This is a genomic window from Bacillus sp. 22190 (assembly GCF_052045575.1).
GTDB classification, from domain to species: Bacteria; Bacillota; Bacilli; order Bacillales; family Bacillaceae; genus Bacillus; species Bacillus altitudinis.
Genome location: NZ_JBQEPF010000002.1, coordinates 153,945 through 180,071, shown reverse-complemented (window position 1 = coordinate 180,071; position 26,127 = coordinate 153,945). Strand labels below are relative to the sequence as shown.

General features: G+C 40.8%; 33 protein-coding genes. 10 read left to right on the top strand and 23 right to left on the bottom strand.

Features of this window, described 5'->3' with window-relative positions:
• The first annotated feature begins 259 nt into the window (after nucleotides 1-259).
• On the top strand, nucleotides 260-400 hold the full coding sequence (locus ACTJKA_RS03780) for a sporulation histidine kinase inhibitor Sda (protein WP_003217327.1): 141 nt from the start codon (nucleotides 260-262) through the stop codon (nucleotides 398-400).
• Nucleotides 401-536: 136 nt separating this feature from the next.
• Here the strand turns inward: ACTJKA_RS03780 and ACTJKA_RS03775 are convergent, their stop codons facing one another.
• From ACTJKA_RS03775 to ACTJKA_RS03760, 4 genes are all read right to left on the bottom strand, one after another.
• Nucleotides 537-686 carry a hypothetical protein gene (locus ACTJKA_RS03775; RefSeq protein WP_003217499.1) on the bottom strand — a complete coding sequence of 50 codons (150 nt, stop codon included), beginning with the start codon at nucleotides 684-686 and terminating at the stop codon, nucleotides 537-539.
• A 78-nt stretch (nucleotides 687-764) separates the two neighbouring features.
• On the bottom strand, nucleotides 765-1,493 hold the full coding sequence (locus ACTJKA_RS03770; RefSeq protein ID WP_025207653.1) for an SGNH/GDSL hydrolase family protein: 729 nt from the start codon (nucleotides 1,491-1,493) through the stop codon (nucleotides 765-767).
• A 71-nt stretch (nucleotides 1,494-1,564) separates the two neighbouring features.
• Complete coding sequence (locus ACTJKA_RS03765; RefSeq protein WP_336749893.1) at nucleotides 1,565-2,305, bottom strand: polysaccharide deacetylase family protein; 741 nt, start codon at nucleotides 2,303-2,305, stop codon at nucleotides 1,565-1,567.
• A gap of 166 nt (nucleotides 2,306-2,471) precedes the next feature.
• Nucleotides 2,472-3,593 (bottom strand): aspartate phosphatase, encoded by a 1,122-nt coding sequence (locus ACTJKA_RS03760; protein ID WP_249668935.1) that lies wholly within the window; start codon nucleotides 3,591-3,593, stop codon nucleotides 2,472-2,474.
• Between the two features lie 231 nt (nucleotides 3,594-3,824).
• On the opposite strand from ACTJKA_RS03760, the gene sigK reads away from it, so the two are divergent.
• Nucleotides 3,825-4,553, top strand: a complete 729-nt coding sequence (gene sigK, locus ACTJKA_RS03755) for an RNA polymerase sporulation sigma factor SigK (protein WP_058014952.1) — start codon at nucleotides 3,825-3,827, stop codon at nucleotides 4,551-4,553.
• Between the two features lie 151 nt (nucleotides 4,554-4,704).
• Here the strand turns inward: sigK and ACTJKA_RS03750 are convergent, their stop codons facing one another.
• The 7 genes from ACTJKA_RS03750 to ACTJKA_RS03720 form a co-directional block, all read right to left on the bottom strand.
• Nucleotides 4,705-4,986, bottom strand: a complete 282-nt coding sequence (locus ACTJKA_RS03750; RefSeq protein WP_336750320.1) for a DUF3986 family protein — start codon at nucleotides 4,984-4,986, stop codon at nucleotides 4,705-4,707.
• A gap of 30 nt (nucleotides 4,987-5,016) precedes the next feature.
• Nucleotides 5,017-5,427: an Imm1 family immunity protein gene (locus ACTJKA_RS03745; RefSeq protein WP_440607632.1), complete on the bottom strand. Its 411-nt coding sequence runs from the start codon at nucleotides 5,425-5,427 to the stop codon at nucleotides 5,017-5,019.
• A gap of 17 nt (nucleotides 5,428-5,444) precedes the next feature.
• Nucleotides 5,445-5,873 carry an NUDIX hydrolase gene (locus ACTJKA_RS03740; RefSeq protein WP_008342538.1) on the bottom strand — a complete coding sequence of 143 codons (429 nt, stop codon included), beginning with the start codon at nucleotides 5,871-5,873 and terminating at the stop codon, nucleotides 5,445-5,447.
• A gap of 227 nt (nucleotides 5,874-6,100) precedes the next feature.
• A complete protein-coding gene (locus tag ACTJKA_RS03735; RefSeq protein ID WP_035390884.1) occupies nucleotides 6,101-6,328 on the bottom strand; it encodes a hypothetical protein in 228 nt (75 codons plus the stop codon).
• A gap of 102 nt (nucleotides 6,329-6,430) precedes the next feature.
• Nucleotides 6,431-7,843: a polysaccharide deacetylase family protein gene (locus ACTJKA_RS03730; protein ID WP_440607631.1), complete on the bottom strand. Its 1,413-nt coding sequence runs from the start codon at nucleotides 7,841-7,843 to the stop codon at nucleotides 6,431-6,433.
• A gap of 154 nt (nucleotides 7,844-7,997) precedes the next feature.
• A complete protein-coding gene (locus ACTJKA_RS03725; RefSeq protein ID WP_076822260.1) occupies nucleotides 7,998-8,552 on the bottom strand; it encodes a delta-aminolevulinic acid dehydratase in 555 nt (184 codons plus the stop codon).
• On the bottom strand, nucleotides 8,506-9,108 hold the full coding sequence (locus ACTJKA_RS03720; protein ID WP_440607630.1) for a GNAT family N-acetyltransferase: 603 nt from the start codon (nucleotides 9,106-9,108) through the stop codon (nucleotides 8,506-8,508). Before ACTJKA_RS03720 ends, ACTJKA_RS03725 begins: the two co-directional genes overlap by 47 nt.
• 288 nt (nucleotides 9,109-9,396) lie before the next feature.
• On the opposite strand from ACTJKA_RS03720, the gene ACTJKA_RS03715 reads away from it, so the two are divergent.
• From ACTJKA_RS03715 to ACTJKA_RS03695, 5 genes are all read left to right on the top strand, one after another.
• Nucleotides 9,397-9,723: an uberolysin/carnocyclin family circular bacteriocin gene (locus tag ACTJKA_RS03715; protein WP_017358050.1), complete on the top strand. Its 327-nt coding sequence runs from the start codon at nucleotides 9,397-9,399 to the stop codon at nucleotides 9,721-9,723.
• A 299-nt stretch (nucleotides 9,724-10,022) separates the two neighbouring features.
• A complete protein-coding gene (locus ACTJKA_RS03710) occupies nucleotides 10,023-11,561 on the top strand; it encodes a hypothetical protein (protein WP_230680585.1) in 1,539 nt (512 codons plus the stop codon).
• Nucleotide 11,562: 1 nt separating this feature from the next.
• Entirely contained in the window at nucleotides 11,563-12,063 is a 501-nt protein-coding gene (locus ACTJKA_RS03705) for a stage II sporulation protein M (RefSeq protein WP_048001507.1), read from the top strand.
• 21 nt (nucleotides 12,064-12,084) lie between these two features.
• Nucleotides 12,085-12,630, top strand: coding sequence for a hypothetical protein (locus tag ACTJKA_RS03700; protein ID WP_019743195.1), 546 nt, complete (start codon nucleotides 12,085-12,087; stop codon nucleotides 12,628-12,630).
• The gene (locus ACTJKA_RS03695; RefSeq protein ID WP_024718783.1) at nucleotides 12,623-13,291 is read left to right on the top strand and encodes an ABC transporter ATP-binding protein; all 669 of its coding nucleotides are present in this window, start codon (nucleotides 12,623-12,625) and stop codon (nucleotides 13,289-13,291) included. Before ACTJKA_RS03700 ends, ACTJKA_RS03695 begins: the two co-directional genes overlap by 8 nt.
• A 52-nt stretch (nucleotides 13,292-13,343) precedes the next feature.
• Here ACTJKA_RS03695 and ACTJKA_RS03690 read toward each other — a convergent pair whose 3' ends face one another.
• Nucleotides 13,344-13,637 (bottom strand): CotD family spore coat protein, encoded by a 294-nt coding sequence (locus tag ACTJKA_RS03690; RefSeq protein ID WP_017358055.1) that lies wholly within the window; start codon nucleotides 13,635-13,637, stop codon nucleotides 13,344-13,346.
• Nucleotides 13,638-13,820: 183 nt separating this feature from the next.
• On the opposite strand from ACTJKA_RS03690, the gene ACTJKA_RS03685 reads away from it, so the two are divergent.
• On the top strand, nucleotides 13,821-14,138 hold the full coding sequence (locus tag ACTJKA_RS03685; protein WP_025207665.1) for a hypothetical protein: 318 nt from the start codon (nucleotides 13,821-13,823) through the stop codon (nucleotides 14,136-14,138).
• Nucleotides 14,139-14,174: 36 nt separating this feature from the next.
• Nucleotides 14,175-14,387, top strand: a complete 213-nt coding sequence (locus tag ACTJKA_RS03680; protein WP_017367657.1) for a hypothetical protein — start codon at nucleotides 14,175-14,177, stop codon at nucleotides 14,385-14,387.
• Nucleotides 14,388-14,423: 36 nt separating this feature from the next.
• Here the strand turns inward: ACTJKA_RS03680 and ACTJKA_RS03675 are convergent, their stop codons facing one another.
• From ACTJKA_RS03675 to ACTJKA_RS03660, 4 genes are all read right to left on the bottom strand, one after another.
• Complete coding sequence (locus ACTJKA_RS03675; protein ID WP_076822271.1) at nucleotides 14,424-15,764, bottom strand: sugar porter family MFS transporter; 1,341 nt, start codon at nucleotides 15,762-15,764, stop codon at nucleotides 14,424-14,426.
• An 84-nt stretch (nucleotides 15,765-15,848) separates the two neighbouring features.
• Nucleotides 15,849-17,270, bottom strand: coding sequence for an L-arabinose isomerase (gene araA / locus ACTJKA_RS03670; RefSeq protein ID WP_268357567.1), 1,422 nt, complete (start codon nucleotides 17,268-17,270; stop codon nucleotides 15,849-15,851).
• A gap of 17 nt (nucleotides 17,271-17,287) precedes the next feature.
• The gene (locus ACTJKA_RS03665) at nucleotides 17,288-17,992 is read right to left on the bottom strand and encodes an L-ribulose-5-phosphate 4-epimerase (protein ID WP_046527161.1); all 705 of its coding nucleotides are present in this window, start codon (nucleotides 17,990-17,992) and stop codon (nucleotides 17,288-17,290) included.
• Nucleotides 17,986-19,611 carry a xylulokinase gene (locus tag ACTJKA_RS03660; protein WP_440607629.1) on the bottom strand — a complete coding sequence of 542 codons (1,626 nt, stop codon included), beginning with the start codon at nucleotides 19,609-19,611 and terminating at the stop codon, nucleotides 17,986-17,988. Before ACTJKA_RS03660 ends, ACTJKA_RS03665 begins: the two co-directional genes overlap by 7 nt.
• A 272-nt stretch (nucleotides 19,612-19,883) precedes the next feature.
• Here ACTJKA_RS03660 and ACTJKA_RS03655 point away from each other — a divergent pair, with 272 nt between their 5' ends.
• Nucleotides 19,884-20,996, top strand: a complete 1,113-nt coding sequence (locus tag ACTJKA_RS03655) for a GntR family transcriptional regulator (RefSeq protein WP_440607628.1) — start codon at nucleotides 19,884-19,886, stop codon at nucleotides 20,994-20,996.
• 5 nt (nucleotides 20,997-21,001) lie between these two features.
• Here ACTJKA_RS03655 and ACTJKA_RS03650 read toward each other — a convergent pair whose 3' ends face one another.
• From ACTJKA_RS03650 to ACTJKA_RS03620, 7 genes are all read right to left on the bottom strand, one after another.
• Nucleotides 21,002-22,018 (bottom strand): serine hydrolase domain-containing protein, encoded by a 1,017-nt coding sequence (locus ACTJKA_RS03650; protein WP_440607642.1) that lies wholly within the window; start codon nucleotides 22,016-22,018, stop codon nucleotides 21,002-21,004.
• A gap of 10 nt (nucleotides 22,019-22,028) precedes the next feature.
• The gene (locus ACTJKA_RS03645; RefSeq protein WP_230680590.1) at nucleotides 22,029-22,484 is read right to left on the bottom strand and encodes a MarR family winged helix-turn-helix transcriptional regulator; all 456 of its coding nucleotides are present in this window, start codon (nucleotides 22,482-22,484) and stop codon (nucleotides 22,029-22,031) included.
• A gap of 94 nt (nucleotides 22,485-22,578) precedes the next feature.
• On the bottom strand, nucleotides 22,579-23,304 hold the full coding sequence (locus ACTJKA_RS03640) for a DsbA family oxidoreductase (RefSeq protein WP_048001502.1): 726 nt from the start codon (nucleotides 23,302-23,304) through the stop codon (nucleotides 22,579-22,581).
• 148 nt (nucleotides 23,305-23,452) lie between these two features.
• On the bottom strand, nucleotides 23,453-24,010 hold the full coding sequence (gene hxlB, locus ACTJKA_RS03635; protein WP_268357569.1) for a 6-phospho-3-hexuloisomerase: 558 nt from the start codon (nucleotides 24,008-24,010) through the stop codon (nucleotides 23,453-23,455).
• The gene (gene hxlA / locus ACTJKA_RS03630) at nucleotides 24,007-24,639 is read right to left on the bottom strand and encodes a 3-hexulose-6-phosphate synthase (protein ID WP_007501390.1); all 633 of its coding nucleotides are present in this window, start codon (nucleotides 24,637-24,639) and stop codon (nucleotides 24,007-24,009) included. The genes hxlB and hxlA overlap by 4 nt, the downstream gene beginning before the upstream one ends.
• Nucleotides 24,640-24,829: 190 nt before the next feature.
• Entirely contained in the window at nucleotides 24,830-25,186 is a 357-nt protein-coding gene (locus tag ACTJKA_RS03625; RefSeq protein ID WP_029708013.1) for a winged helix-turn-helix transcriptional regulator, read from the bottom strand.
• A gap of 71 nt (nucleotides 25,187-25,257) precedes the next feature.
• Nucleotides 25,258-26,127: an alpha/beta hydrolase gene (locus ACTJKA_RS03620; RefSeq protein WP_076822287.1), complete on the bottom strand. Its 870-nt coding sequence runs from the start codon at nucleotides 26,125-26,127 to the stop codon at nucleotides 25,258-25,260.

The window sequence follows — 26,127 nt, the reverse complement described above, 5'->3', positions numbered from 1 at the left end:
GGACCTTCAACAGGTGTGGATAATTTTACACACATTATCCACCTATATTTCATCACGCTTTCATTCAATTATAAACACTCTACCCACAAGTTATCCACTTAACCATGTGGATAACAGAACGATTGTTCTTGTTTCCCATTCATGGTAGATTAAAGGTACTTCAAAGACATTCGATCAACCTATGATGATATGTCTTTTCCTCAAGTTTTATGCCAACTTTTTCAGGGGAGGTGTTTTTCCCATCATATGGGTTTCTAGTATGAAAAAGCTGTCAGATGATTTACTTATAGAATCGTATTATAAAGCAAATGAAATGAACTTAAATCGCGACTTCATTGAATTAATTGAGACAGAAATGAAAAGACGTTCGCTCGGGCATATGCTCTCTGTTTCCTCTTAATTCCATATATCCAGGAACCATGCCTCCCGAGCACTCTCCTTTTTTAAACTCAGGTGACTGATATTATATCACTTGCGCTATAGGCTTACTACTATTTTCCGTAAAAAACACCCCTTCTGATCAAAGAAGAGGTGTCTTATTTGCAAGGCTGTTCATTCCAAAACCATAACCCTCCACCTACGACCAAAATGACGACAAGGAACACAACAAGAAAAGCGTAACCGATTCCTGCTCCTTGAGCTGGATAAGGCGAACACGCAGGGTAAGGATAAGGACATCCCCACATATCAGTTACCTCCTTCTAAGAAGATATACTGTTAGACTATGCTGGATGGATCGTCTTGTTTAGGCAGATGGCCTGCATTTAAAAATGTTTAATGACATCACGCTCTTTGATTTCGTTATAAATGATTCTTGCCCCTTTTGGTGTCATATGATTGCCAGAAGGGTCAATGAGGCCAGACTGAATCAAGGCGTTGTCACTATCTTCACCTGCTTCTCGGATGAACGCTTTCCAATTGTCGACAAGCGGCACTTGCTGTTTTTCAGCTACTTGTCTTGTGATGTCATTGTATGAGTTTTGCCAAGCTCTCGCCCCGCCTCTCTCAGCAAAATAAGATGACTTATATCTAGAATAATAATACAAGCCCTTTTTGCCTCCTTCCACCACAGGCACGCACGTCATGAGGATCGGGGTAATTCCCTCTTTTCTACTTTCAGAAATGAAGTAGGATAAGTTTTCTTTAAATCGTTTTTTGGTCACACGGGGATGTTTCCCGTCTAGAATCGCCGCATCATTTGTACCGAACATGATGAGGACGTAAGTTGGTTTTGGTTTTAAAATATCCTGCTCAAAGCGCAGCTTCGCATCTTCCGTTGTCTGCCCGCCAATTCCAGCATTCTGTACCTTGATTTGGCCGCGCTCGACATTTTTCATGAGATTCACCCATTTTTCAGATGTGGGATAATCTCGAAAATCCCAGTTCGATCCTCTTGTGTTACTGTCACCAAATGCAATGACACTTTCCTGCGCCTGCTTCGAGCACCCAGCAGCAACACATATCAGGATAAAAAGGAAAACAAATTTCTTCACAACATTCACCTCCAAAAGCCCTCTTCATATAGTAAACGACAAGACTTTTGGTTTCAATGAATGACTGTTTCTTATTGTAATTGAACCGGCAGATAATCTCTGTCATGGTGCAGCAGTTCGCTCACTTTCACAAACTCATAGCCCCTCTTCTTTAGTTCAGGTACGACTTGTTTCAGCGCTTCTACTGTCTGCTTACGATTTCCTCCGCCATCATGTAAAAGGATGATATCACCGCCCTGAATATTCTCAATAATACGGCTGGCAATTTTGTGTGCACCTGGCCTTGACCAGTCCTTCGGATCTTGCGTAAAGGACCACATCACGACATCGTATCCTTGCTTAGAAAGAATGCGGAATGACTTCATCGTCAAGCGCCCGCCCGGAGGACGAAATAATAAGGGTCCGCCAGGCTGGAGAGAAGCGATATGAGCCGCTGATTCTTTTAATTCTCGCTTGATTTCTTTCGATGACAAAAGGTCAAAATACGTATGGTTCATCGTGTGATTGCCAAGCTCATTTCCTTCGCTCACAATCCGCTCTGCGAGGAGGGGATATGCATGAATACGGCTTCCGATGACAAAAAAGCTGGCATTCACTTCATGCTCTCTTAGTACATCTAGTATTTGACTTGTGTATACCGGATGAGGCCCATCATCAAAGGTTAACGCAATCTTTTTCCGTTCCTCTCTCATGTCCCAAAAGGCTCGTCCCGTTTTTTCTAGGTCGATTCTTTTTAATGTACGCGCCTCTATGTTATCAGGAACAAAAGCGCATAATACCAATATACATAACAAGATATGCAACCCTTTCATCAGACCGCCTCCACAGAACATCATTACACATTAAATTGCCCGCTTTCTGATGAATTCATTCAAGTTTCGTGATCGTTTACGCTTCTTTTTCACATAAAAAAAGCCGGCCCATTAGGCCCGCTTTTTGTCTCACGTTTGGTTTCTCTCTTCAACTGTCGAACGTTGCTTAGAATTCATACAGACACTCTCCTTCTTGGATTTGATTTTGAGCCCATAGCAATTTTTGATAATACTGGTTGGATTTCTGGTATTGTTGAGAGGTTTCTAAGGCTGTCGCAATTTCTAGTGAGATATCCTCTATATAAGAGTATAGGCTAAGTTTTTCCAAATAATCAATGGTTTTTTGCAGTTGTTCTTCATTGATTTCCTGAACATATAAAGCATCCAGATACTCAAACATATGACAGAACAGCTGGTCTTCATGCTTCTTTGCGGCCAATTTCCCATCCTCTAATATGCGCCTTGCTTCAGTCTGCTCATTTTGTCTAAAAAGCAGCTTGGCCAGTGTATAAAGTGTATGAGGCAGCGTGGGAAGCAGCTCTTTTTTGGCGAGGTCAGCCGATTCGGTTAAATATCGTTCTGCTTCTTCTCGATAACCTAACTCCCCATAACATTTCCCTAAATTATAGAGCGCTGAGCTATAAATGCGCGGGTGATCAATTACGGATGCGAGTTGTTTCGCCTTTTTCAAGTGAGGCAGTGCTCGATCTTTACGTTTTAAATCTTGATAATTTCCCGAGATGACAAAGAGGCACTGAATAATGCGAATGGAATATGCATCATGCTGATCGTATATTTCAAGCGCTTTTAAAATATGGTGCATGGAGACATGCGTTTGTTTCATTATATAGTAGGCTTCTGCTACTTTAAAATGAAACTCGGCCTGCTCAATATCATCAAATACCATAGACAGCTGTTTTTCTGCCATACGATAATATTTGACGGCCTCCAAATATTCTTTTTGACTGAACTCATGCATGCCACGAAAAAATGCATGGTAATAATGCAGCATATCAGATAACTCATGATTGGAATTTTCGATTTTATCGACAAGGTTAGATACTGAGAAAGGTTGATATTTTGAAGGGTGTATATAGTCGAGCATAATTTGGTGTCGAAAACACATGAGCTGATAATAAATCAGTAAATGCTGGTCCTCTTCCATACGTTCAATTTCCGCTTCTACTTCTGCTTTCAAGATTTCCGCATCTGGAACACTGAACTGCCGTATCATTCGATACCATTCATTAATTTTCATACCGACATGTGAAGAAAGAACCTTCCCCATGTTCCGAAAAAACCCCTTCCTTTTCGGTCTAATATTACATATTTTAGCACGCTTCTAGACCGCCAAGCACCGCAAAGAAACCGCAAACATATGAGATGTGCAGCAAAAACATACCCACAGAAGCACGTTTCTTTCAAATAAGATGATTTTTTCATCGTACAGACACAGACAATCCTTCCTTCACATACATTTGAGGATATAGGCAGCGGCCTAAACATGGTGGAGGTGAAAATCGTGGCAGGAGTATTTACAGCGATGGGATTGATGGTCAAAGAATTGGTGTTTTTAGTGTCCTATGTCAAAAACAATGCCTTTCCACAACCCCTTTCGGGAGATGATGAGAAAAAATACTTAGCCCTCATGGCAGAGGGCGATGAACACGCAAGAAACATGCTGATTGAACATAACCTTCGGCTCGTCGCCCATATTGTCAAGAAATTTGAAAATACCGGGGAAGACGCTGAAGACCTCATCTCCATCGGGACGATCGGACTCATTAAAGCCATCGAAAGCTATTCCTCTGGAAAAGGAACAAAGCTGGCAACTTATGCGGCGCGGTGTATTGAAAATGAAATCCTCATGCATTTACGCGCACTTAAAAAAACAAAAAAGGACGTCTCTCTGCATGACCCCATCGGTCAGGATAAAGAAGGTAATGAAATTTCATTAATTGACGTCTTAAAATCAGAAAATGAAGACGTGATTGATACCATTCAGCTCAACATGGAGCTTGAAAAAGTAAAAGAATATATCGACATTCTCGACGGCCGGGAAAAAGAAGTCATCGTCGGCCGGTTCGGTTTGGACTTAAAGAAAGAGAAAACGCAGCGGGAAATAGCCAAAGAACTTGGCATATCGCGGAGTTATGTCTCTCGGATTGAGAAGCGAGCGCTGATGAAGATGTTTCATGAGTTTTACCGGGCGGAGAAGGAGAAACGGAAGCGGGAGAAGGGGAAATGATTTGAAAGATGTAAAAAAATCCATTCATTTTGGGTTGATAAAAAAACAGACCACATTAGGTCTGTTTTTTTATTTTGACCATTCTTTGTTTCTTATATAAGACTGACCCTTATTAGATTTAAAAATACTCTAAAGGCTAAGAGATATCTGTTCACTCCATTGACTTCAATATCCCGTTTTCTTTTAAAAAACGCTCAAACAACTGATTTCCTTCACCTTCAATTTTGTCATCTTCAATAGAATACTCGCCAATCAACAGCCCTAAATCTTCATATTGTTCATACTGCTTTAAAAGCGTGATCCCATACCATGTATGATCAAAAAATAATTGCCACTTTCCTGTTTCTAAACTCTTAAAAAACACCCCTTCAAAATCAAGACCATGTTCGTAATAGCCAACATGTACATGCATGGTATCATCTAAACGACACATTTTATTCTCCTTCTCGTTCCTCGTAAAACTTTACAGACCTTGCTGAAAATCAATCGCCCTCAACTCCACCCATTCAACACTATCAGGTATCGATTTTGTTTTTAGAAAATGTTGAACGATTTCATAAGCTTGATGTCGATCGACGTAGCTGCATGAAGGTACATACAATGGTGCGCCTGCAACGACATGCTTGATCGTTTCTATCTTCTCTACTTTTTTAAAAGGAACCAAAAAATCTGGATATCTCATGAGAAAAAAGCCATAAGGTTTATGATAAAAGAAAACAAGACTTTCCGTTTCCCAATCTTCATCCACTTCAATAGAAGATTCTCCATTCCCTTGTTTCCAATAGTCTTCATCCTTATGGAAGAAGATTTCTTTCATCCATTCTTCTCCCGGATTTTCCACTGGAGCACCGGTTGGTCCATAATACAAAAACATTCCATTCTCTCCTTGTTTTATTGATCCCTTGTTCTCTTTCCTTCAAATGTGTAAAATGCATGCGTCTGTTTATTTAATTTTAGCATGCTGAATAACTGTGGATTTAATTTTTCAGCATCTTGGGTGCTTACCCATTTTACTTCTTCAATATCATGATCAGGATCTAGAATATTCATCTCTCCCCCGATGATTTCCGCAAAAAACGTAAAAATAAGTGCATGATGCATGTTATCTTGAAAAAGTATTTCTCTAACAGAATGAAGTTCATTTACTTTAATCACATATCCTGTTTCTTCTCTCACCTCACGGATCACAGCTTGCTGCAGATGTTCTCCTTTTTCCACTGCACCACCGGGAAACTCCCAATAACCTTTCACATTTTTCACCATGAGAATATGTTCATCCATGTCATAAATCAAAGCTGACACCACGTCTACTCTCTTCAACTGAATCCTCCTCACCCATTGTCGAAAATATAAAACGAGCTGTTCATATCAATCTTTTCTCATTATACTGTATCCTTGTTACGAAAGATTGGAGGGCTTAGCTCGTGGATCATTATGCTCTTGCTGATTGTCCAAATCAGCTTTACGAGGAACATCGTCTCTCTTTTGAGACAATTCAAGGAGTCAAACGAGAAAATCATTGAAAAACGACAAGTAAAAAACCTCCTTCATTTAGCGGGAGGTTTGTTTATTTGATTCTCTTTCAATTGTTTCTCATCACATAACATATATCTGATCCGCTGTAGATAATGGAGCGCAATATGACCGAGACAGAACATAAGCCCGATCATCGCGAGAATATAGATAGGCAGCATCAAACCAGGTACATTGTTTATGACAAAAGCCAAACCAACTACTGTCAGCATAATGAGGCTAATAAACCTTATCAATACCACTTGAAGTCCCCCTTCATATTCACCTTAACAGATTTTCCCTTTATTTTCATGACCTGCTTAAAAAAAGATGCGAATCCACTAAGATTCACACCAAAAGGGGTATTACCTATTCGGCTCATTTCTCTTCTCACGCGCTTCCTTCCACTGCTCAAGCTCAGATACCGTCAATAATTGATATCCCTGTTTGGTGAGTTCTTTGATAATCGTGACGGCTGCGTTGGCTGAAGTGTCATAGATGTCGTGCATTAAGACCGTTTCACCGCTAGATGCATGGGCTAGAATGTAGTCTGCGACGTATTGGCTGTTTCGATATTTCCAGTCTTCAGGATCCACATCCCAAAGGGTCACTTTCATGTGAAGAGCTTCGTTGATTTGCCCGTTTGTCCCGCCATATGGTGGTCTAAAATGAGTCGGTGTGAACCCGCTCGCTTTTTCAATGATTTGCTGCGTGTCTTCTACTTGTTTGACCGCTTGTTTTAAAGGAAGTCTTGTAAGCAAAGGGTGGTTATAGGAATGGTTTCCAATTTCATTTCCACCCTTTCTGATTTCACTTAACATATCGGGATAATACTGAACCCTGCTGCCTAATACAAAAAATGTAGCATGTCCTTTGTTCTCTTTTAATGCTGTTAAAATTTTTGAGGTCGTTGATGGATTGGGCCCATCATCAAATGTGAGTGCAATGGCTTTTTGATTTGGATGAAATGTGGATGGTTTTGGCAATTTCACAATCTTTCTTGTTGGAATCGGTTCTTTTTTCTCGTTTTTGTTCAATTCTTTCTTAATATATTCAGGTTTTAATATTCCTGTCAGTAGTGTTTTCTTAATCGCTAACACTTGAGGGCCTTGATGATTTGGAGCGATTTGTCCTCTTGGAAAGTAGAATTCGATATAGCGATCCTTGATGGCAAAATACTGATAATTCTTCGCCACAGGAGACGTTCCCTGTTTGAGCAGCGGCTGATTTTCAGCTAGCGTTCGATCTTTTTTTAATTCCTCAAAAGTCATATGAGATAATTTTTGAAGATTGTCCTTCTTTGATAGAAAGATATCGTTGATTGATAAAAATGTCTGTTTCTTGAAATCAAAGTTCATCACCTTCGTTTGATTGACGCCTTGCTTTCCGCCCTTCACTTCATATGTATTGAATTTGATTGCGACGGTTTGCTTGGCATAATGAATGATCTCATAATCGATGTTTAATTCGTATCGTTTTTCTTCATTGACATCACTCGCTTGACTAAATGATGTTTTAAACTTTTCTAACGCTGTCTCTGCAAATCTTTTGATCTCCTGATCTAGTTTTTCTTGATGAAACAGCGGATAGTTGACAGCATATCTCATGAATTTCCCGTCATTCACAAGTGTGACAATTTCAACTTGTTTGTAGCTCGCATCTTGTTCTACTTTTTTCCTCTCTGTCCCGCTTGCTTGCTGGTTATGATAAAACGCAGCGATACCGATGACGATCGCAAGTACACATAGGACGAGACTGACCTTCCCTTTCATTGACACAATGATTCTCCTCTCGTGATGCCGTCATGTCTAAATGGCGTGTGTTTGTAGGATAGACTTTTCGCAGCCCCTTTTTAGTTTGCGAAAAACACACTTGTCACATTTTCGACATATTTTACAAGAGACATATAAAAAGGGCTTGATCGCTCAGCCCTTATTTTTGCATATACAGTTGGAATAACTTTGTTTCTTCATCAATAGAGCGTGCCTGGTCAAAAGCTGCTCTGACTGTTTTTGAGTTGTTCACCAGCTCATACAGCATGGTGAGAACAAAAATAAATGACGCATTTCCATCAATGTAGTCATCGGGCGCTGTATAGGAGATCGCCCCTGTTTCTAAAAAAGCTTCTGCCACCTTTTTTTCACCTAGTGTACAGCCTGTACATATAATGTGGACTCCATTTAACGAAGCATACCGCTTTATGTCATCCGCACCAAAAGCAGTACCTCTCGGCTCACCCTCTTCGTATACATCTTCTCCTAACTCCGGCATGAGAAACGCTCCTTCTTCTCCGTGAAAGGATAAAAGAATGAAATCCGTCTCGCCTCTATTCCTCCCGGATAATACATCAATCAGGTCATTCGGTCTGCCTATCCAATGCATATCGACTTTTGCGCCAAAGTTTTCAAGTGCTGCACGAAGCGCAAAGGATTCCAGCTCACTATTTGGTCCGGCTGCCAATGTGATGCGCATAACTGGCTGGCTCATTTATATCCCCTCCAAACGATGATAAACATAGCACCATTTTTTCCTCATCTACATAAGCACCATTTATTTTTAGTGCTTTTTCCTCTACCGCATACGACTTAAATCCAACAGACTTGTAAAGATGTTTGGCTGGGTCGTTCGTTGTGACCACTGTTAAATATAGTTGTTCGATGTCTTTTTTTTCGCGTGCAAAAGAAAGTACTTTTGTCAGAAGTGCCTTCCCCATTCCTTTTCCGCGTCCATTAGCCGTTACATACATCGCTGCCACATTGGCACGGTGCTTTAATTTCTGCAAGGTTTCTTGTATGAGTGTAACCGAGCCGACCAGCTGACCTTGATGAAAGGCACCGAATGTCCACATAGATTGTGTAGAGGCAAAACGAGCCTTATATTTATTCTTCGTATCTAGCTTCTCTTCCTCGTAACTCATAGCAAAACTCTCTGGATTTAATCGGAGTGCTTCTAATCTCAAGTTCGCATATTCTTGAGCATCTTCTGGTGTTAACAATCGAATATTCAGAAAATCGCCTCCATCAGAATGAATTGATACTTCCAATTTTATCTTGAAAGAAGCTTTTGATCAAAGAATATTGGTTCATTTACATATAGCACATTTCTTATAGACTTTTAGGCTCTCTTTCGTTTTTGTGAAAACAAGGTCATTTTGATCATGTTCACTCGATATTCCCTATCCAAAACGATTCTTTTCTCACTTATCTTTTCACTTATTTTATATTAACCTATAACTAATTCATGAAAAAAAAGAAAAAAAAGGATTGATATGAACAAAAACATATCATAAGATAAAATAGTAATAAAAAGACAAAAAAGGGAGGAATTTGATATGACAGAAACAAGAAATGAAATCAAACTACATGTTCTTTTTGGTGCTTTAGCAGTAGGATTCCTTATGCTAGCTCTTTTTTCCTTCTCGCTACAAGTACTGCCAGTTGCTGATCTAGCAAAAGAATTTGGTATTCCAGGCAGTGTTGCCGCTGTGGTTCTTAATGTGGTTGAAGCGGGTGGAGCTGTCACTACAATTGTCTCCATTTTAACTGCTGTAGGTTCAGGCGGTCTTTCTCTTATTGCTGCGGCTGGTAAAGAGACAATTCGTCAATACCTTAAAAACGAAATTAAGAAAAAAGGCCGTAAAGCCGTTATCGCTTGGTAATTTATTTAACGACTCAATAGAAGGAGACTCTGTTCTCCTTCTATTTAAATTTTTGTGCAGGTGAGAAGATGTTATATCCTTTATTATCACTACTTCTATCCATTAGACTGGAGCAGCAGTATTCTAATATCGCTCAGTACGTTATACGAAAAATTCCATTTCTCAAGTCGTTTTCTTCAAAACAGTACATATTTTTTTCTTGTATTCTTGATATCATATTCGGATGCATGATTGTATTCGTTATATCTTCATTTCTTTACTCCCCCGTCTATCAAATAGAATGGGAAAGTGCTTTTGTGATGTTTTTATTTTTATTTTCTATCGTCAAAGGAATTGAATCTTATAGAAGAACTCATCTTCTTCCTTTTAAAGAATTGATACAGCTAGCACCTGTTTCCTCTAGACAACTTTTTCAAACGCTTCTGTTTTCAGAATTGATTTGGCTTGTGTTTACGAGTTTGAGCACTTATTTGATCTATTTTTTGTTTCAATATGATATTGTTCAAACACACGATCTGGCATTCTGGTTAAAACATGTCAATGTGATGCTGACAAGTATCTTCCTATTTATCATCAGCAATAAGATATTCGGTGCTTATATTTATAACATCGTCGTAAAAAAAATCGGGGCCATTCGTGTCCTCTTTTTTGCAAGCATCGCTTTGCTTTTTTTCTTTTTCGGAAGGGTTCTCATATTAAACATCATTTTCCCTTTTTATCACACCTTCCAAAAACTATTTCAATCGATCTCATCGCTTGCAGAGGATTCGTTTTGGATCACTCTTTCAAACAAGCTGATCTCTTTATATCAACATGATCTTCAGCAAATGCATCATGCTTTATTTTCAGATGGCTCTGTTTTTCTACAATTTCAAGCCCTTTTTAATTCACCTATTACATTGATTGTTGTGATACTAGGTAGTGCGCTTGTCATGAGAAGTCCTGTTCGATGGATTCCAACGGAAAAAGATCAAGACCAAAGCTCAAAGCATTTTCGGGATTTATTTTATTGGTACTTTCAAGTACTGCATAAAATTCAGGGTTTGTTGTTTAGACAAAATGTGTTGATTCAAAAAGACATCAAGCTGCTGAAAGAAAAAAGGTGGCTCTTATCTAAAGAATTTTTTAATTATATGTTCATGTCATATGAAGCCTTCTTTTATATTGGTGTTTTTACCGGATTGATCTCGATCATCGATCATCAAGCCTTGCAAATTCAGCTGCTATTCACACTCAATATTATGATACTAGCGAATCAATCTTATGAGATGAGAATGCTGACACCTTCTATTTTTGCTTTAAGTGCTGAAAAAAAGAACATTTGGCTTTACGAACTTTCTCAAATATCACTTTTGCAATTTTTCTTATCAAAAATCCAGTTATTTTATTGTTTATTTTCCATACCAGCGCTCTTTTTACTATTCATTAATCTATCTATCATGACTGTGTATCAACTGTTTCATGTTCAGATGCTCATTCAACTGGTGGCATTAGGGATTGGCTTTTTCATTTTTCCTTTAATCCAACTGTACTTGTTTCCATTCACAACGAAATTCAATTTTATTCATGAGCATGAAATAGGGACAACAAATGAGGAACTAGAGATCATCGATAAAGGTCAGGCATTTGCCAGAAACTTTCTTGTGCTGCCTTTCATGTACTATTTGATTTTGACCTCTTTTCTCCCTATATTGCAGCAATCCTCAGGGCTCGTAAACGTGCTGTTTGCTATATATTTTGTGATCGTTTCAGTGATTTGCTGGATATTATGCCGCAAGACCATTTATAAAGGAATTGAGTATGTTGAAAAAAATAAGATATTTTCTATCGGAGAATAGATTGATTCTACGTCTCGGCTATCTTTACGCCGGTGTATTTATTGTAGCTTTGCTCATTGGAAGTCTCCTTCCTTATGATCAGATTCCTTATTTAAAAAAGGATGAAGACATGTTTTTTCTCTCTATTTTTTCAAACAATTTACAGGTTGGGCTTGCCATTCTAGGTATCGGGGCTTTTACTGGCGGCATTATGTCTGCTGGCATTCTTTTTTATAATGGCTATATCATCGGAAAACTCATTCAGTTTTTGATAGCTCAGCATGAAGTGAAGCAGTTATTCACTGGCCTCATGCCGCATGCTTTTGTTGAGGTTCTTGGTTTGATCCTCTTTTCAATCGTCAGTGCTTTTCCATTCATTTATCTTTACCGGTTTATGAAAGGTAAGGCCATTGATGTAAGAAAGCTGACTCGGACTGTGATTCAGTTAATCTTTGCTGCTGTAGTGCTCTTGTTGATTGCCTCTCTTTTAGAGGAATATGTCAGCCATGTACATCTATCATAGAAGAAAGGAGAATGTGGTTCTATGGATCTACTTCTACGCCCTAAGCAATTTTTTAACCAACATCAATCGACCAAAACCGTTATAGGCTTAGTCTTACTATCTTTATTTGTTTCAACTGTTTTTTTAACATTTTTCATTATTGATTTGTTAGTAGAGGAGCCTTTATCTGCTGGAAAACAATTATCCAGCATTGTGTTTATCTTTTTACTGACAATCCCACTTTATTTCATATTGAATTTTCTCGGTACTGTCGTGACTTCGATTTATATGTACTTTTTTCATAAAACGTTTATTTTGCGCAAAATGTATTTTGTCATCTTGCTTTATAATGCGTTTCTTCTATTAGTGAATAGCGCAGCAATCTATTGTGTGATGGTACTCGATTTAGATCATTATTTTATCTTCATCCAAGCGGTTTCGTTTTTGATCAACTTGTACCTTTTACGCATCCTATATGATGGGATCATTTATTATGCTAAAGGATCAAAAAAAGCCGCCCTTGCGACCGTCATCTTGTATATGCTGGTGACCACTGTTTTTGTTATTGGAGGATTTATCAATGGCTAGTTTGCAAGTGTCTCAGCTATCTTTTCGTTATGAAACAACTGAAGAAAGCTCTCCCCTCCTTGATCAAGTATCCTTTCATCTGAAAGAAGGTGATCGTGCTTGTATTATCGGAAAAAACGGCAGCGGTAAATCGACACTTTTAAAGATCATCGCAGGTCTGCTTCCTTCAGTATCCGAAACGGTTTTACTCAACGAACAGCATCATCCTGGGTCAGCTCTTTATAAAGGGTTGGTCGCGTACATTCCAGATAAGCCTTTGGTTTATGATGCGCTGACTGGTATTGAGCATATGACTCTTATACAGTCACTATGGAAAATGAATCAGTCAGAAAAAGAGGTATACAAAAAGACCTTTCTCTCGCTTTGTGATGCATTTGATTTAACTCATGCACTTAAGATGCCTGTCAAACAATATTCACTAGGTATGAGATATAAGCTTTTCTTTAATTGTATGGCAGCCAGATCACCAGAACTAATCATTCTTGATGAACCTTTTACATCTCTTGATGAGGCATCTCAAATGCAGTCTATTTCTTTATTAAAAGAAGAATTCTCTGATCAATGTGTTTTATTTACAAGCCATCAGCGCTACCTTTATTCAGAATTAGGAAATCGTTTTTTCGAGCTTGATCACGGACAACTAAATGAAATAGAGCGTTAAACATACAAAAGGCATCCCATCACAGGATGCCTCACTTCTATATACCATTATCTTACCATTTACAGCGTTTGACCGGGCGGCAGCAAGGATTCTTGATATCACTGCCACAGTCATATTCTTCCACAATATACTCATTTCGAGTAGATTGCGTCACAGGGTAGTAGTTTTCAATTCTTTTGATGTTTTTATTGACGTTTGTGATATGAGTTGGATGAATTTTTCTGATCGTTTGTACATTTGTTGTCGTGTTGACAATTTGACGTGTAGGGGATACAACCGTTTCAACTTCTCCATGATTCCCTCTGCGAGGCCCAAAGAAAAAATTGTCTAATCGATTCCGGCTCATCTCAACACCCCTTCAAGTTGTCTTTCACTTACACTCTATCGTATGTCAGAGGCACGATTAGTGATTAGATGCTTGTCTATTTTTGATAAAATCCGCTGGTGATCTAGTAGTCTCACCCTTTACAATAGGACAATTTTAACATATTATACAAATGATCTCTTGTGAAGGAAAGGACATTCATTGATGAAAACAAGACATAAGCTTTTTTCATTTTTCATTCTGCTTGTCGTGATGATCACCCTTCCCTTGCTGTCGCCTATGGTTTTTACAAATGCGACTGAAAGAGGAGCGATACGGCATGCCATTTATCAAGAAGGCTACCCTTACCAAAGCTATTTTGCTATTTTGCAAAAAAAGGACGATGTAGACCCTCAATATGGTCAGCTGTATGATGTGTATTGGCAGGCTTGGAAAAGTGAGACGGGAATGACGCCTTCCGTCTGTTATTCAAAAAAGGTAGAAGACCATGAATATAAGGTCAGCTGCGGAACTGCACCGTAACATTTTTCAATAACTTTAAAATAAGAGGTGAACGATTTGATCAACACAACACAAACCATCGAACGAAACAAACTGGACATTGCACTTGAACTGACGCAATTGCATTTGAATCGATATGAAGCAAATCATCCTGATCAGCTGAGTGAAATTTATGCGAAATATTATGCGCTGCTTGAAGTGCTGGACGTATCCTCACCTGATCAATTAATGGATTTACTGCCAGATGAACTGAAACAAATACTTGATTAAAAAAGCCATCTATCCACACAGGATAGATGGTTTCTTTTAGACTCGTGCAGCCATATCGGTTTCGATTTGTTCTAAGCTTCTTCCTTTTGTTTCGACTAATACAAAGCGGGTGAACAACAGGCCAATTAAGCAGATGACCCCAAATGAGGAGAAAATGACGCCAAAGCTGAATTGGTCAGCCAAGATTGGGAACACAAGGCCAACTGCTAATGATCCCGTCCAGTTAAAGGCAGAGGAAATGCCCGCTCCAATACCCCTTACAGAAAGTGGGAAAATTTCACCAATGATAATCCATGTGATCGGTGCCCATGAGAAGGCATAGCACAAAATAAAGCAGCAAAGTGAAATCAATGTGACCCAGTTTAATATACCTTCACTCACTCCGAGCGCACCTAATGCCGCTGGTGCAAAGAAAGACAGGGCCATCCCCGTTCCCCCAACTGTGAGAATCGTTCGGCGGTCGAACCGGTCGACGAATTGTAAAAAGATTACGGTTGTCACAACAAATATGACACCAACAATGACGGTAAAACCTGCGGCAACTTGCGGAGCAAGACCTACATTTCTTGCGATACTCGTTGCATAATACACAATGGAGTTCGCCCCCTGTATTTGCTGGAGTGTCGCCATTCCGACCCCAATAAAGAGAGCCATTCGGAATTTCTTTTGAAATAATTCACGAATGCCTGAGCGTTCTTCTTTTGCTACTTCTAAAATTTCTTGCATTTCTGCTTCAATCTCTTCACGTGATGAACGAAGTGTTCCTAATACTTCACGTGCCTTATGAGCCATTCCGTGTTTAATTAAATATCTTGGAGATTCAGGAAGTTTCAGCATGCCAATATAAAGCACGATCGCAAATAAAGCAGCACTTCCCAGCATCCAGCGCCAGCTGTCTGGAATGGGTTCAAACACAAATGCGACGATATAGCTAAGCAATAATCCACTCACAATCATCAGCTGATTCAAGCCAGACAATTTCCCGCGAATTTTAGCTGGCGCGATTTCAGACATGTAAGCAGGCACGAGCGATGAGGCTGTCCCTACAGCTGTTCCTAAGAAAATCCGGGCAATGGTTAATGAGATTTCTTCTGGTGCAATGGCTGAGCCAAGCGCACCGACAAAAAAGATAATCGATGACACCAAAATGAGCTTTCTGCGGCCAAACTTATCCCCCATCAGACCGCTTAAAATGGAACCAATGATCGCCCCGCCCATTAATGAAGAAACGACGATGCCAAGCCATAACGGGCTGAGCTGAAATTCTTCCTGAATGTGCCCTTCCGCCCCTGCGATAATGCCAATATCATATCCAAATAAGATACCTGCAAAGGACCCGAAAAAGAAGATAAATTTACTTGATACTTTTTTCTCCAAGTGGATGACCCCCCTCACTTAATAAACCGCTTTCATTTCTCCCTGCCATTCTACCGTTCACAGTAGAATGCATTTCACCCTTCTTTATAAAACCACATATTCTGCATTCACAAGCTTTGCAAAATGAACAATTTGATCAACCGTTAAATTGAGAGATACGACTGTATGATGACCTCCGCCGTGCTTAATCCATGCTTTGACGCCATCTTGAAAGTTCGGTTTGATTTTCCAGAGGACTCGTGCCACCGGTAATTGAGGTGCTGCTTCCTGCGGCTCAAAGGCTTCCACTTCTTGAATCAGCCATTTGAAATGTGTTCCAAAATCAGCAATGGAGACAACAACGCCCTCGCCTGCTTTTCCATCAAACACAAGACGTGCTGGGTCTTCCCGGTTTCCAATGCCTAGCGGAGACACGACAATAACAGGTTTTGTATGTGCAAGCGCTGGATCTACTTCTAACATATGAGATTGCAGCACTGCTTCCTGACCAGAGGTCATTTCATATGTGTAATCTTCCATAAAACCTGTGGATTGATGATGGCTCATCACCTTTAATAAACGATCCAGTGCGGCGGTTTTCCAATCCCCTTCACCTGCAAAGCCATACCCCTTTGCCATCAGCCGCTGAACGGCTAAACCCGGAAGCTGCTTCATGCCATGTAGATCTTCAAAGTTTGTCGTAAAGGCATTGTAGCCGCCTTCATCTAAGAAACGTTTGATGGCAATTTCATATCGTGCTTGCACTTTTACACTTTGTTCCCATTCTTCCGCCGAATAACTCCCATAATCCACGTCATATAACGTTAAGTACTCAGCAAACAGAGCATCAACTTCTGCTTCTTCCACGGCATTTACATAGTTCACAAGGTCGCCTATTCCAAAGTAATCAACGGTCCAGCCCAGCTGGATCTGCGCTTCAATTTTATCTCCTTCTGTCACCGCAACGTGGCGCATATTGTCACCAAACCGGGCCACTTTGATCTGGAAGCTCTCATGATAGGCAGCCGCAACGTCCATCCAATCAGCGATTTGCTGCTTCACCTCCTGCTTCGACCAATGACCTGCAACGATTTGGTTTTGCTTATTTAAACGTGCATTGATATAGCCGTACTCTCTGTCTCCATGTGCCGATTGATGGAGATTCATATAGTCCATATCAATCGTGTCCCACGGAATGTTTTCATAGTATTGCGTGACGAGATGCAAAAGAGGCTTTTGCAAAAGAGACGTACCACGTATCCACATTTTTGCTGGAGAAAACGTATGCATCCAAGTCATCACACCGATGACCTCATCACGATAGTTGACCTCTTTCATCAGCTGTGTGATTTGATCCGCACTAACCGCCAGTTCCTGCAGGATAATTGGATAAGGCAGCAAACCGCTCTCATTTAAGGCATCTGTTATCTTTTGCGCATCTGCCTTCACTTGCTTCAGTGCCTCGTCCCCATATAAGTGCTGTGAACCGACGACAAACCAACATTCTTTCTTCTGACTTGTTAACATAGAAATCCCTCTTTTCTTTATCTTGAAGGTTTTTGTCCGTAATACGCATGTGTTCCATGCTTTCTTAAATAATGTTTATCTAAAATCACCTGCGGAAGAGGCTCCGCATATTCGTTCAATTGCTTTGCAAACAGGTTCATTTTCGCTACTTCATCTAAAATGACACTGTTCATTACCGCACTTTTTGCATCTTTTCCCCACGTAAAGGGCCCATGACCTTGTAGCAAAATACCAGGAACCGCCATGACATCTATCTGTCTTTTCTCAAACGTTTCAATGATCAGGTGTCCTGTTTCCACCTCATACCCGCGATTCACCTCTTCTTCTGTGAGAAATCGAGCGCACGGAACAGGTCCGTAAAATGTATCTGCATGTGTTGTGCCCATTGCTGGTAAATCAAGTCCAGCTTGCGCCCATACCGTTGCCCACATTGAATGGCTATGTGAAATGCCGCCAATTTCCTCAAAGTGTTTGTAAAGAACAGCATGTGTGGCAGTATCGGAAGAAGGATTGAATTCCCCCTCGACCACTTGACCGTCAAAATCGACCACGACCATGTCTTTTGCTGATAATTTGTCATACGCTATGCCGCTTGGCTTAATGACAAACAGTCCACTGTCACGATCGCACGCACTGACATTGCCCCATGTAAATTTCACAAGTCCGTACTTTGGCAGATCTAGATTCGCTTGAAACACTTCTTCTTTTAACCGCTCTAACATACAGGTGCCGCTCCTTTCTGTGGCGTCAAATGTTCTACTGCCGCTTTTTCTATCGGGAGTCCTTCTTGATAGCGCTTTATAAATGCCTCAAAACCTTTAACATCCAGTGGATCAGGATCAATAAGCTCTTCTAATGTATGGGCAAATACTTGATGCTTGAGGAAATGGCTCAGTGTTTGCTGCTGGTGATTGATCATATATGAAGCAAGGACCGCCATCCCAAACGCGCCGCCTTCTCCCGCCGTTGATACGACGGATACAGGTGTCCCGAGTGCAGCAGCGACCATTTTTTGCCCAACTATGGGTGTTTTAAATAAACCGCCATGTCCTAGTAAGCGATCAATCTTGACTTGTTCATGTGCTTTTAACCGATCCATCCCGATTTTCATTGCGCCAAATGCAGAGAAGAGATGCGTCCGAATGAAATTAGCAAGGGTAAACCGGCTTTGAGGAGATCTAACAAAAAGGGGTCTTCCTTCTTTTAGTCTCGTAATATTTTCACCAGAATAATAGCCATAGCTTAAAAGCCCGCCCCCATCATGATCTGCTTCTAAAGCTTGATTTAATAGAGTTTCGTACAATCTTTCTGTTTCAACTGGCTGACCCATTGCTTCAAACGCTTCTCTGAATAGATTCATCCAGGCGTTGAGGTCACTTGTACAATTGTTGGCATGAACCATCGCGACTGGCAGGCCATCTGGTGTCGTGACAAGGTCCACTTCTGGGTACACACCTTTTAGATGTTGCTCTAACACAATCATGGCAAATACAGATGTCCCAACTGAAATATTCCCAGTTCTCTTTTCCACACTGTTTGTTGCGACCATCCCTGTTCCTGCATCACCCTCTGGCGGGCAAAAAGGGATACCTGGCTGCAACTGTTTGCCTTGGTCTAAAATCGCTGCTCCAGCTGCTGTTAACACACCAGCTTCTTCGCCTGCTAAATAGATGCGCGGCAAAAGATGACGAAGCTTCCACGGGTAGCCTTTTTCTGCAATCAATGCTTCAAATTGATGAAGCATCACTTCGTTGTAATCCTTCGTTTTTTCATCAATGGGGAACATTCCCGACGCATCGCCAATTCCGATGGCCTGCTTCCCTGTTAACAGCCAGTGAATGTAGCCGGACAAAGTGGTCACATACTCTAACCGGGACAGATGTTTTTCCTCTTCTAATATCGCTTGATATAAATGAGCGATGCTCCATCTTTCTGGAATATGAAATTGGAATACATCTGTTAGCTTTTGACTCGCCTCGGTCGTTGTTCCATTCCGCCACGTTCGAAACGGGACGAGGAGCTCTCCTGTATGATGACAGGCGACGTAGCCATGCATCATCGCAGATATCCCGATGGAGCCAATGGTTTGAATCGTCACCCCATACAATTGTGCAGCCTGTTCTTTCATCTGACGGTACGCCACTTGAAGACCTGTAATGATCTCAATTAAGTTGTACGTCCATATTCCTTCTTGAAGAGAACTTTCCCATTCAAATGCACCTTGCGCAATTGGCTGAAACTCTTCATCTATTAAAATGGCTTTAATTCGTGTCGAACCAAATTCAATGCCCAAAGATGTCCTGCCTTCTCTAATGGCTTTGGCCGTCTCTTCACGATTCATTTTGTTCACCCCCATGATGATAGCGGTTTCAAATATCTATTTCGTTTGATCCATCTTTACCTGTGCACAAAAACAATATAATATTTGTACGTACATATGTCAATAATAAATATAGTTGTGCATACATAATTAGACAAAAACTTTTATATTCTCTAAGGATTAGACGGTAGACACTGCAAGCGCCTGTTTTTGATTAAGCAACCATGTTAAAATATGTCCATACAAGTTCTTCTCAATCCGAGTAGAGGATCAACTGTGAAAGAAGTGAAACGATGAAAAAGAAGTACCAGATCATTATGGATGATATAAAAAGCAAAATACTGACAGGGGATTACCGGATCGGGGAGCGTATTCCAACCGAATCAAGCTTACAAGAGATGTATCAAGTAAGCCGGCATACGGTGCGAAAAGCCATCTTAGAATTATCGAGTGAAGGTTTTTTACGAAGCGAAAAAGGCTCGGGCACATTTGTCACCAATCAATATCAAACAAAACCTGCTGGACATGCTCATATGAAAACGATTGGCGTCATCACCACATACATATCCGATTACATTTTCCCGTCGATCATTCGGGGCATCGAAAGCCGATTAAATGAAGAGAACTATTCTTTGTTACTGGCGAGTACAAATAACGATGTGGAGCAGGAGAAAAAAGCGCTTGAAATGATGCTGTCCTTTGGTGTGGACGGATTAATTGTCGAACCGACAAAAAGCAATTTATATAATCCAAATATTTCGTACTACCTATCCTTTAAAGAGCAGGATGTCCCGCTTATTATGATCAATGCCTACTATGAGCAGTTAGAGGTCCCCTTCCTTTGTTTGGATGATGTAAAGTCCAGCTATTTAGCGACAAAGGAGCTGATCACCTCTGGGCATCAGCACATTGGACTGATTTCAAAAACAGATGATTTACAAGGAAAATATCGAATGAAGGGCTATATTCAGGCACTTGGTGAAGCGAAGCTCAATTTCCTACCAGAGCATGTTCTTTTTTTCGATACAGAATCGAAGCAGTATTTAGGGGATCATATCAAAACCTTTTTACAAGCGCACCAGCATGAGCTGACAGCCCTTGTTTGCTATAACGATGAGGTAGGATTAGAAGTAGCAAATGTATGTAGTGAAATAGGTTTATCTATTCCAGATGATCTTTCCATTATTGGACAGGATAACTCGTATATTGCCCAAAAAAATGCCCATGTGAAACTGACAACGCTGACACACCCTCAAGAGCAAATGGGACGAGATGCGGCAGACTGGATGATTAAAAAAGTACAAGGGAAAAAGAACCTGCCTGATCAAACATTTTATGAGCCTGAACTCGTTCCTGGTGAAACGATTAAAGAGCTGAACGTAAGAAAAAATGAGCCCTCTTCATAGAAGGCTCATTTGACTTTAAGCTCTTGTTCAAGCATATTCATCACATCATAGGCAATTCGGTCGGGAGAATCTTGCGTGATACGATTGCGATAGTTAGACAAGACGACCACTCCTGCTTTTGAATCCGGGCGGAAGCCCATGAAGCTGGAGAAACCAGAAGTTGCACCATTATGGCAAATCAATCCCGTATCATCTATGACCCACCCGAGTCCCATTGACATGTTTTTCCCTATCTTCACCTTTGGCTCGTGGGTCATTTTCCATGGAGAAGCGACGTCTGCACTCATATGCGCAGAGAGAAATGAAAGCAAATCAGTGACCGTCGAACGAATCGCACCAGCCCCTTGATAGTCATGCATCTGAAGCGGAGGAACCTCTTTTCCATTCTCTTGATGACCTAGGATCATCTTCTCTTTGACGTCCTCCTTGATCGTAATAAAGGTGTTCGATAGTTTCAGCTCATCCACGATATATTCAGTCAGCAACTCTTCATATGTTTTGTGAAGAGACCATCCCATGATCAACCCGAGGAGCCCCATCCCTACATTGGAGTAACGAGATGGGTATTCCTTTCGCTCATTCCATTTTTTCGAGTGTAACAGTTTCATTAATTCATCAAGGGAGTATTGACAGTACATATCTCTTCTCACTTTTGGAAGAAACCTTAGTTGTAAATCTCTGAGAAAACGATGTGAAGGAAGTCCAGACGTATGGGTTGCCAGCTGTTCCAATTGGATGGGGTGATTCTTTCTTATTTCGGGACAATACAGTGAAATGGAATCGTCTAGCTTCATCTGCCCTTTTTGAATCATGCTTGCCAATATACTTGTCGTAAAGACTTTTGAAATAGAGCCGATTTCAAAAATGACCTCCTCAGGCTGCACGCGCTGCTGTATGGGGTGATCTCCGAAATGAAAAACGTGTCTTTCTCCTTGATGAATCAGTCCGATCACGAGCAGTGCCTGTTTCTTTTTCTCCGTATAAGAAGAGGCAATTCGCTGTACTTCTTGTTTGAGCATCATCAATGGATCATCATCCTTCCCCTTCATTTTGATCTACAATCAATTGATCAAGCTTTGTATAAATGGATGTCAATGTGTTGATCTCTTCGAGGCTTAATTTTGAATAGTATTTTTCAATGATCGCAAGTTCTATCTTTCTCATATTCTCCAAGTACGTCTTTGCCTTTTCAGAAAGTTCAACGTGCAATTCCCGACGATTTTGCGGGTTTATGCTGCGGCGAACCCATTCTTTTTTTTCAAGCGTGTTTAACAACTGGCTCACAGCACTTTGGGTGATGCCTAGTTGCTGAGCAATTTGAATAGGTGAGCTTCCCCCTTTGCGCTCTACGAAATCAAGGACAATATGCTGCTTATCAGTTAACTCATCTACAAATAACTCTTCAAACTCTAATCGGAGCTTTTGATGGATACGCGCTTCGATTTGGTTTAATTCTTGGATCATCGTTGTTTTGGATGTCAATGTCATCACCTTCATAATTAAGATAACTTAAGTATAAAGGTGTATTAATTATTAATCAACAAAAATCCCTATCTTTTATCAAAGATAGGGAAAATGCCGATTATAATTCTTCTTTTGGCGAGGGTACTGCACATACGCCATCTGCACATGCTTCTTCAAATGAAGCATCAGCCGCTTTCTCCGTTTGCGCTGCCTCTTCTGTCCAAGCCGTTTCAAGTGCACGAAGGAACGTATCTGCTGGCTGTGCACCAGCAACCGAATATTTGTCATTGATCAAGAAAAAAGGCACAGCAGAAATCCCGAGCTGTCTTGCTTCTTTTTCGTCTTCTCGCACATCGTCTGCAAATTCTTGCCCGTCTAGAACCTTCTGTACTTCGTTCTGATCAAGGCCTGCTTTTTCTGCAATATCTAAAAGGGTTTGACGATCACCAACATGCTTTCCATCTGTAAAATACGCTTGAAACAGCTCTCCCATGACGAGATCGCCTTTTCCCATTTTTCCAGCATATTGTGCGAGCTGGTGGGCATCAAAGGTGTTTGTCAAAACGAGTGGATCGAATTGAAAATCGATTCCTTTCTCCTTGCCCGCCTGTTTCACCTGTTCATTCATCGCGATGGCCCGGCTGCGGCTCATGCCATATTTTTTGACAAGCATATCATGCACATCATAATCCACTGCAACAGGTGCATTCGGATCAAGCTCAAAGCTTTTAAACTCTACTTCTACCTGTTCTTTATGAGGGAATTGCTCAAGCGCTGTTTCCAACTGTTTTTTTCCTATATAACAAAAAGGACAGGCGATATCTGACCAAATTTGCACTTTCATCTTCATCTTCCTTCCACTGCTTAGGTTTTTTCTTTCAAGATGTAACTATTATAGTTACATCCATTCCTTTATGTCAAGTGATCCTTCTTTTTAAGTACCATGTATTAAAAAAACCTTTCCTTCAAAAAAGGAAAGGTTTTCATCACGGCTATTCTAAGTTCGCATGGTGACCGTACATTTTATGGGTGTCGAGCTTCTTCATTTCCATCAATCTCAAGATGACCGCATCGTACATAAGAAGCAAAGTTTGCTCAAATAATGAGCCCATCGGCTGAATCGTATGATGGTTTCCTTCATGTTGATCCTTTGGCGCACCTGACAGTAAGATGACTTCATCCGATAGATCAGCTATAGGTGACTCAGCTGAAAGCGTGAACGACGCCACGCTTCCGCCAATCCCCCTTGCCTTTTTCACAAGCACAAGTAGCGTCTCTGTTCCGCCAGAACCGCTCCCTACAATCAATAAATCCTCAGATGTAAAAGCAGGCGTATTCGTTTCACCGATCACATAAGCTTCGACACCAATATGCGTGAGTCTCATCGCAAACGATTTCCCCATCAAACCAGACCTGCCAGCCCCTGCGACGAAGACCTTTCGAGCCGCTAAAATGCTTTTGACAAGCTGCTCTGATTGTTCGTCTTGAATAGCGGGCGAGTGCTCAGAAAGCTCGCTTAGAATGGCTCTCACATAGTCACTTATTTTCATGATTGTGCAATCAACTGCTTCATTTGCGCAGCCACTTCTGCTTTATTGTCTTGAGCCGCAATACCGCCGCCGACAATAATCAAATCTGGATTTAATTTGACGACTTCAGGTAACGTATCAAGCTTAATACCGCCTGCAATCGCTGTTTTTGCCTGTTTGACCACTTGTTTAATGGTCATGAGATCCGCAAATGAGTTTTGACCAACCGCTTGCAGGTCATAGCCTGTGTGCACGCAAATATAATCTACCCCAAGCTCATCCAGCTCTTTCGCACGGCCGGCGATATCTTTGATCCCAATCATATCAACTAAAATTTGTTTCCCTCTTGCTTTTGCTTCCTTCACCGCTCCTTGGATAGACATATCTTCCGCTGCCGCAAGAATCGTGACGATATCCGCTCCAGCTTCAGATGCCTGCTGCACTTCATAACCGGCAGCATCCATAATTTTAAGATCCGCCAGCACACGTAAATTCGGAAACGCCTGTTTGACTTCTTTTACAGCACGAAGCCCTTCGTTGATCACAACAGGTGTCCCAATTTCCACCACATCAATAGACGCTTCTACTTCTTTGATCAGCTCGATCGCTTCTGGTATATTCACTAAATCTAACGCTAATTGTAATTTCATGAACGTTCACTCCCGTTTTTTCATCTCATCTTCAAGAGCTCCGTGAATAGGGCTTCTTGAACGATGAAATGAGTATAACAACAGGATGGAAGCAATCCAAGTACGCACTTTTTTTTTACATACTATACTTTTTCGCATATGGGCACAAAAAAGATACTGTCTTTCGACCAGTATCTATTTGTAGGTATTTCTATTTATCGTCCTTTAAAAAATTGCTGTCGAGATATTGTTTGCCCCAATCATACATCGCCTCTAAAATTGGCATTAAGCTTTCTCCGAGTTCTGTGAGAGAATACTCAACCTTTGGCGGAACGACAGGATAAACCTCCCGGTGCACAATGTGATCTTCCTCTAATTCTCTTAGCTGATTGACAAGCATTCTTTGCGTAATCCCAGGCATTAACGACTTTAACTCACCAAACCGTTTTGTCCCTTCTCTGCCAAGGTGCCATAAGATCAGCATTTTCCACTTACCACCGATAATATTCAGCGTCAGCTCTTTTTCGCAATTGAACACTTTATTTTCCATACGTGATGACAACAACATACACTCCTTTAATTTCAAACCACTTTATCATATACTTCGGCAAAATGGATTGCCCTAGCATACAGTCTTTGTTATTGATTTTGTTTTTTGACGAAAGCCATCACAGCCTTTGTCATCTCTTGCGCTTCTTTTGGCGCTCTGTCAGATCCAAACCATTTATTTAAATCACTGTGGCTCAGCGAATGAACCCGAAACACAAACCGAGAGCCTTGATCATGATTGAGTTTTTCTGCAAATCGGTACACTTCAGGATTTTCCCAGCCTGTGACCAAATAAACAGGCGGAACATTCGTTTGATTCATATAAGTTACAGGTGATGCCTTTGTCCAGTTCTTCTCCTGTTTGCCAAACACTTTTTTATACGAGGGAATGGCTTGTATAAATTGATTGATGTTTAACGGTCCATCTAAAATCACGATAGAATTGATCGTTTTTGGCGACAGCCCCACACGTTTTAAGTAAGTCGAATCTGTAGCAACCAATGCCGTCAAATGACCGCCCGCTGAGTGACCCATGACATTGATTTTTGACGAATCGATTTGATATTCATCTGCATGATCCTTGACCCATTTAATAGCGCTTGCCGTATCATCTGCCATCTGCTCGAAGTTGGCATCAGGGTGAAGCCTGTAATTCATTGAAACAAACACATACCCTTGACCCGTAAAATAATCAGCCTTTGAAGCGACTCTATTCTTATCGCCGCCTGTCCAGCCGCCGCCATGGAGATAGATCATGACTGGATGCTTCTTCTTTTTGTCTTCATCTTTTCCCTTTGGCATATATATATCCAGTGTTTGCTGTTTATTTTGTGTGTCTGCATAATGGATGTTTGTCGTCGGCTTAGGCTGGTTGAAACGGAACACAAAGAATGCGCATACCAATAAGCCAGCGATGACTGCCGCAAATAAAAGCCACTTCATGATTCGATTCAATTTCAT

Excerpts from the sequence above, each read along its gene's own strand:
- ACTJKA_RS03780 (WP_003217327.1), top strand. The coding sequence starts at position 260 with ATGAAAAAGCTGTCAGATGATTTACTTATAGAATCGTATTATAAAGCA.
- ACTJKA_RS03775 (WP_003217499.1), bottom strand. The coding sequence starts at position 686 with ATGTGGGGATGTCCTTATCCTTACCCTGCGTGTTCGCCTTATCCAGCT.
- ACTJKA_RS03765 (WP_336749893.1), bottom strand. The coding sequence starts at position 2,305 with ATGAAAGGGTTGCATATCTTGTTATGTATATTGGTATTATGCGCTTTT.
- ACTJKA_RS03760 (WP_249668935.1), bottom strand. The coding sequence starts at position 3,593 with ATGGGGAAGGTTCTTTCTTCACATGTCGGTATGAAAATTAATGAATGG.
- ACTJKA_RS03750 (WP_336750320.1), bottom strand. The coding sequence starts at position 4,986 with ATGTGTCGTTTAGATGATACCATGCATGTACATGTTGGCTATTACGAA.
- ACTJKA_RS03745 (WP_440607632.1), bottom strand. The coding sequence starts at position 5,427 with ATGTTTTTGTATTATGGACCAACCGGTGCTCCAGTGGAAAATCCGGGA.
- ACTJKA_RS03725 (WP_076822260.1), bottom strand. The coding sequence starts at position 8,552 with ATGAGCCAGCCAGTTATGCGCATCACATTGGCAGCCGGACCAAATAGT.
- ACTJKA_RS03715 (WP_017358050.1), top strand. The coding sequence starts at position 9,397 with ATGACAGAAACAAGAAATGAAATCAAACTACATGTTCTTTTTGGTGCT.
- ACTJKA_RS03710 (WP_230680585.1), top strand. The coding sequence starts at position 10,023 with ATGTTTTTATTTTTATTTTCTATCGTCAAAGGAATTGAATCTTATAGA.
- ACTJKA_RS03700 (WP_019743195.1), top strand. The coding sequence starts at position 12,085 with ATGGATCTACTTCTACGCCCTAAGCAATTTTTTAACCAACATCAATCG.
- ACTJKA_RS03695 (WP_024718783.1), top strand. The coding sequence starts at position 12,623 with ATGGCTAGTTTGCAAGTGTCTCAGCTATCTTTTCGTTATGAAACAACT.
- ACTJKA_RS03690 (WP_017358055.1), bottom strand. The coding sequence starts at position 13,637 with ATGAGCCGGAATCGATTAGACAATTTTTTCTTTGGGCCTCGCAGAGGG.
- ACTJKA_RS03685 (WP_025207665.1), top strand. The coding sequence starts at position 13,821 with ATGAAAACAAGACATAAGCTTTTTTCATTTTTCATTCTGCTTGTCGTG.
- araA (WP_268357567.1), bottom strand. The coding sequence starts at position 17,270 with ATGTTAACAAGTCAGAAGAAAGAATGTTGGTTTGTCGTCGGTTCACAG.
- ACTJKA_RS03665 (WP_046527161.1), bottom strand. The coding sequence starts at position 17,992 with ATGTTAGAGCGGTTAAAAGAAGAAGTGTTTCAAGCGAATCTAGATCTG.
- ACTJKA_RS03660 (WP_440607629.1), bottom strand. The coding sequence starts at position 19,611 with ATGAATCGTGAAGAGACGGCCAAAGCCATTAGAGAAGGCAGGACATCT.
- ACTJKA_RS03655 (WP_440607628.1), top strand. The coding sequence starts at position 19,884 with ATGAAAAAGAAGTACCAGATCATTATGGATGATATAAAAAGCAAAATA.
- ACTJKA_RS03650 (WP_440607642.1), bottom strand. The coding sequence starts at position 22,018 with ATGATGCTCAAACAAGAAGTACAGCGAATTGCCTCTTCTTATACGGAG.
- ACTJKA_RS03645 (WP_230680590.1), bottom strand. The coding sequence starts at position 22,484 with ATGACATTGACATCCAAAACAACGATGATCCAAGAATTAAACCAAATC.
- ACTJKA_RS03640 (WP_048001502.1), bottom strand. The coding sequence starts at position 23,304 with ATGAAAGTGCAAATTTGGTCAGATATCGCCTGTCCTTTTTGTTATATA.
- hxlB (WP_268357569.1), bottom strand. The coding sequence starts at position 24,010 with ATGAAAATAAGTGACTATGTGAGAGCCATTCTAAGCGAGCTTTCTGAG.
- hxlA (WP_007501390.1), bottom strand. The coding sequence starts at position 24,639 with ATGAAATTACAATTAGCGTTAGATTTAGTGAATATACCAGAAGCGATC.
- ACTJKA_RS03625 (WP_029708013.1), bottom strand. The coding sequence starts at position 25,186 with ATGTTGTTGTCATCACGTATGGAAAATAAAGTGTTCAATTGCGAAAAA.
- ACTJKA_RS03620 (WP_076822287.1), bottom strand. The coding sequence starts at position 26,127 with ATGAAATTGAATCGAATCATGAAGTGGCTTTTATTTGCGGCAGTCATC.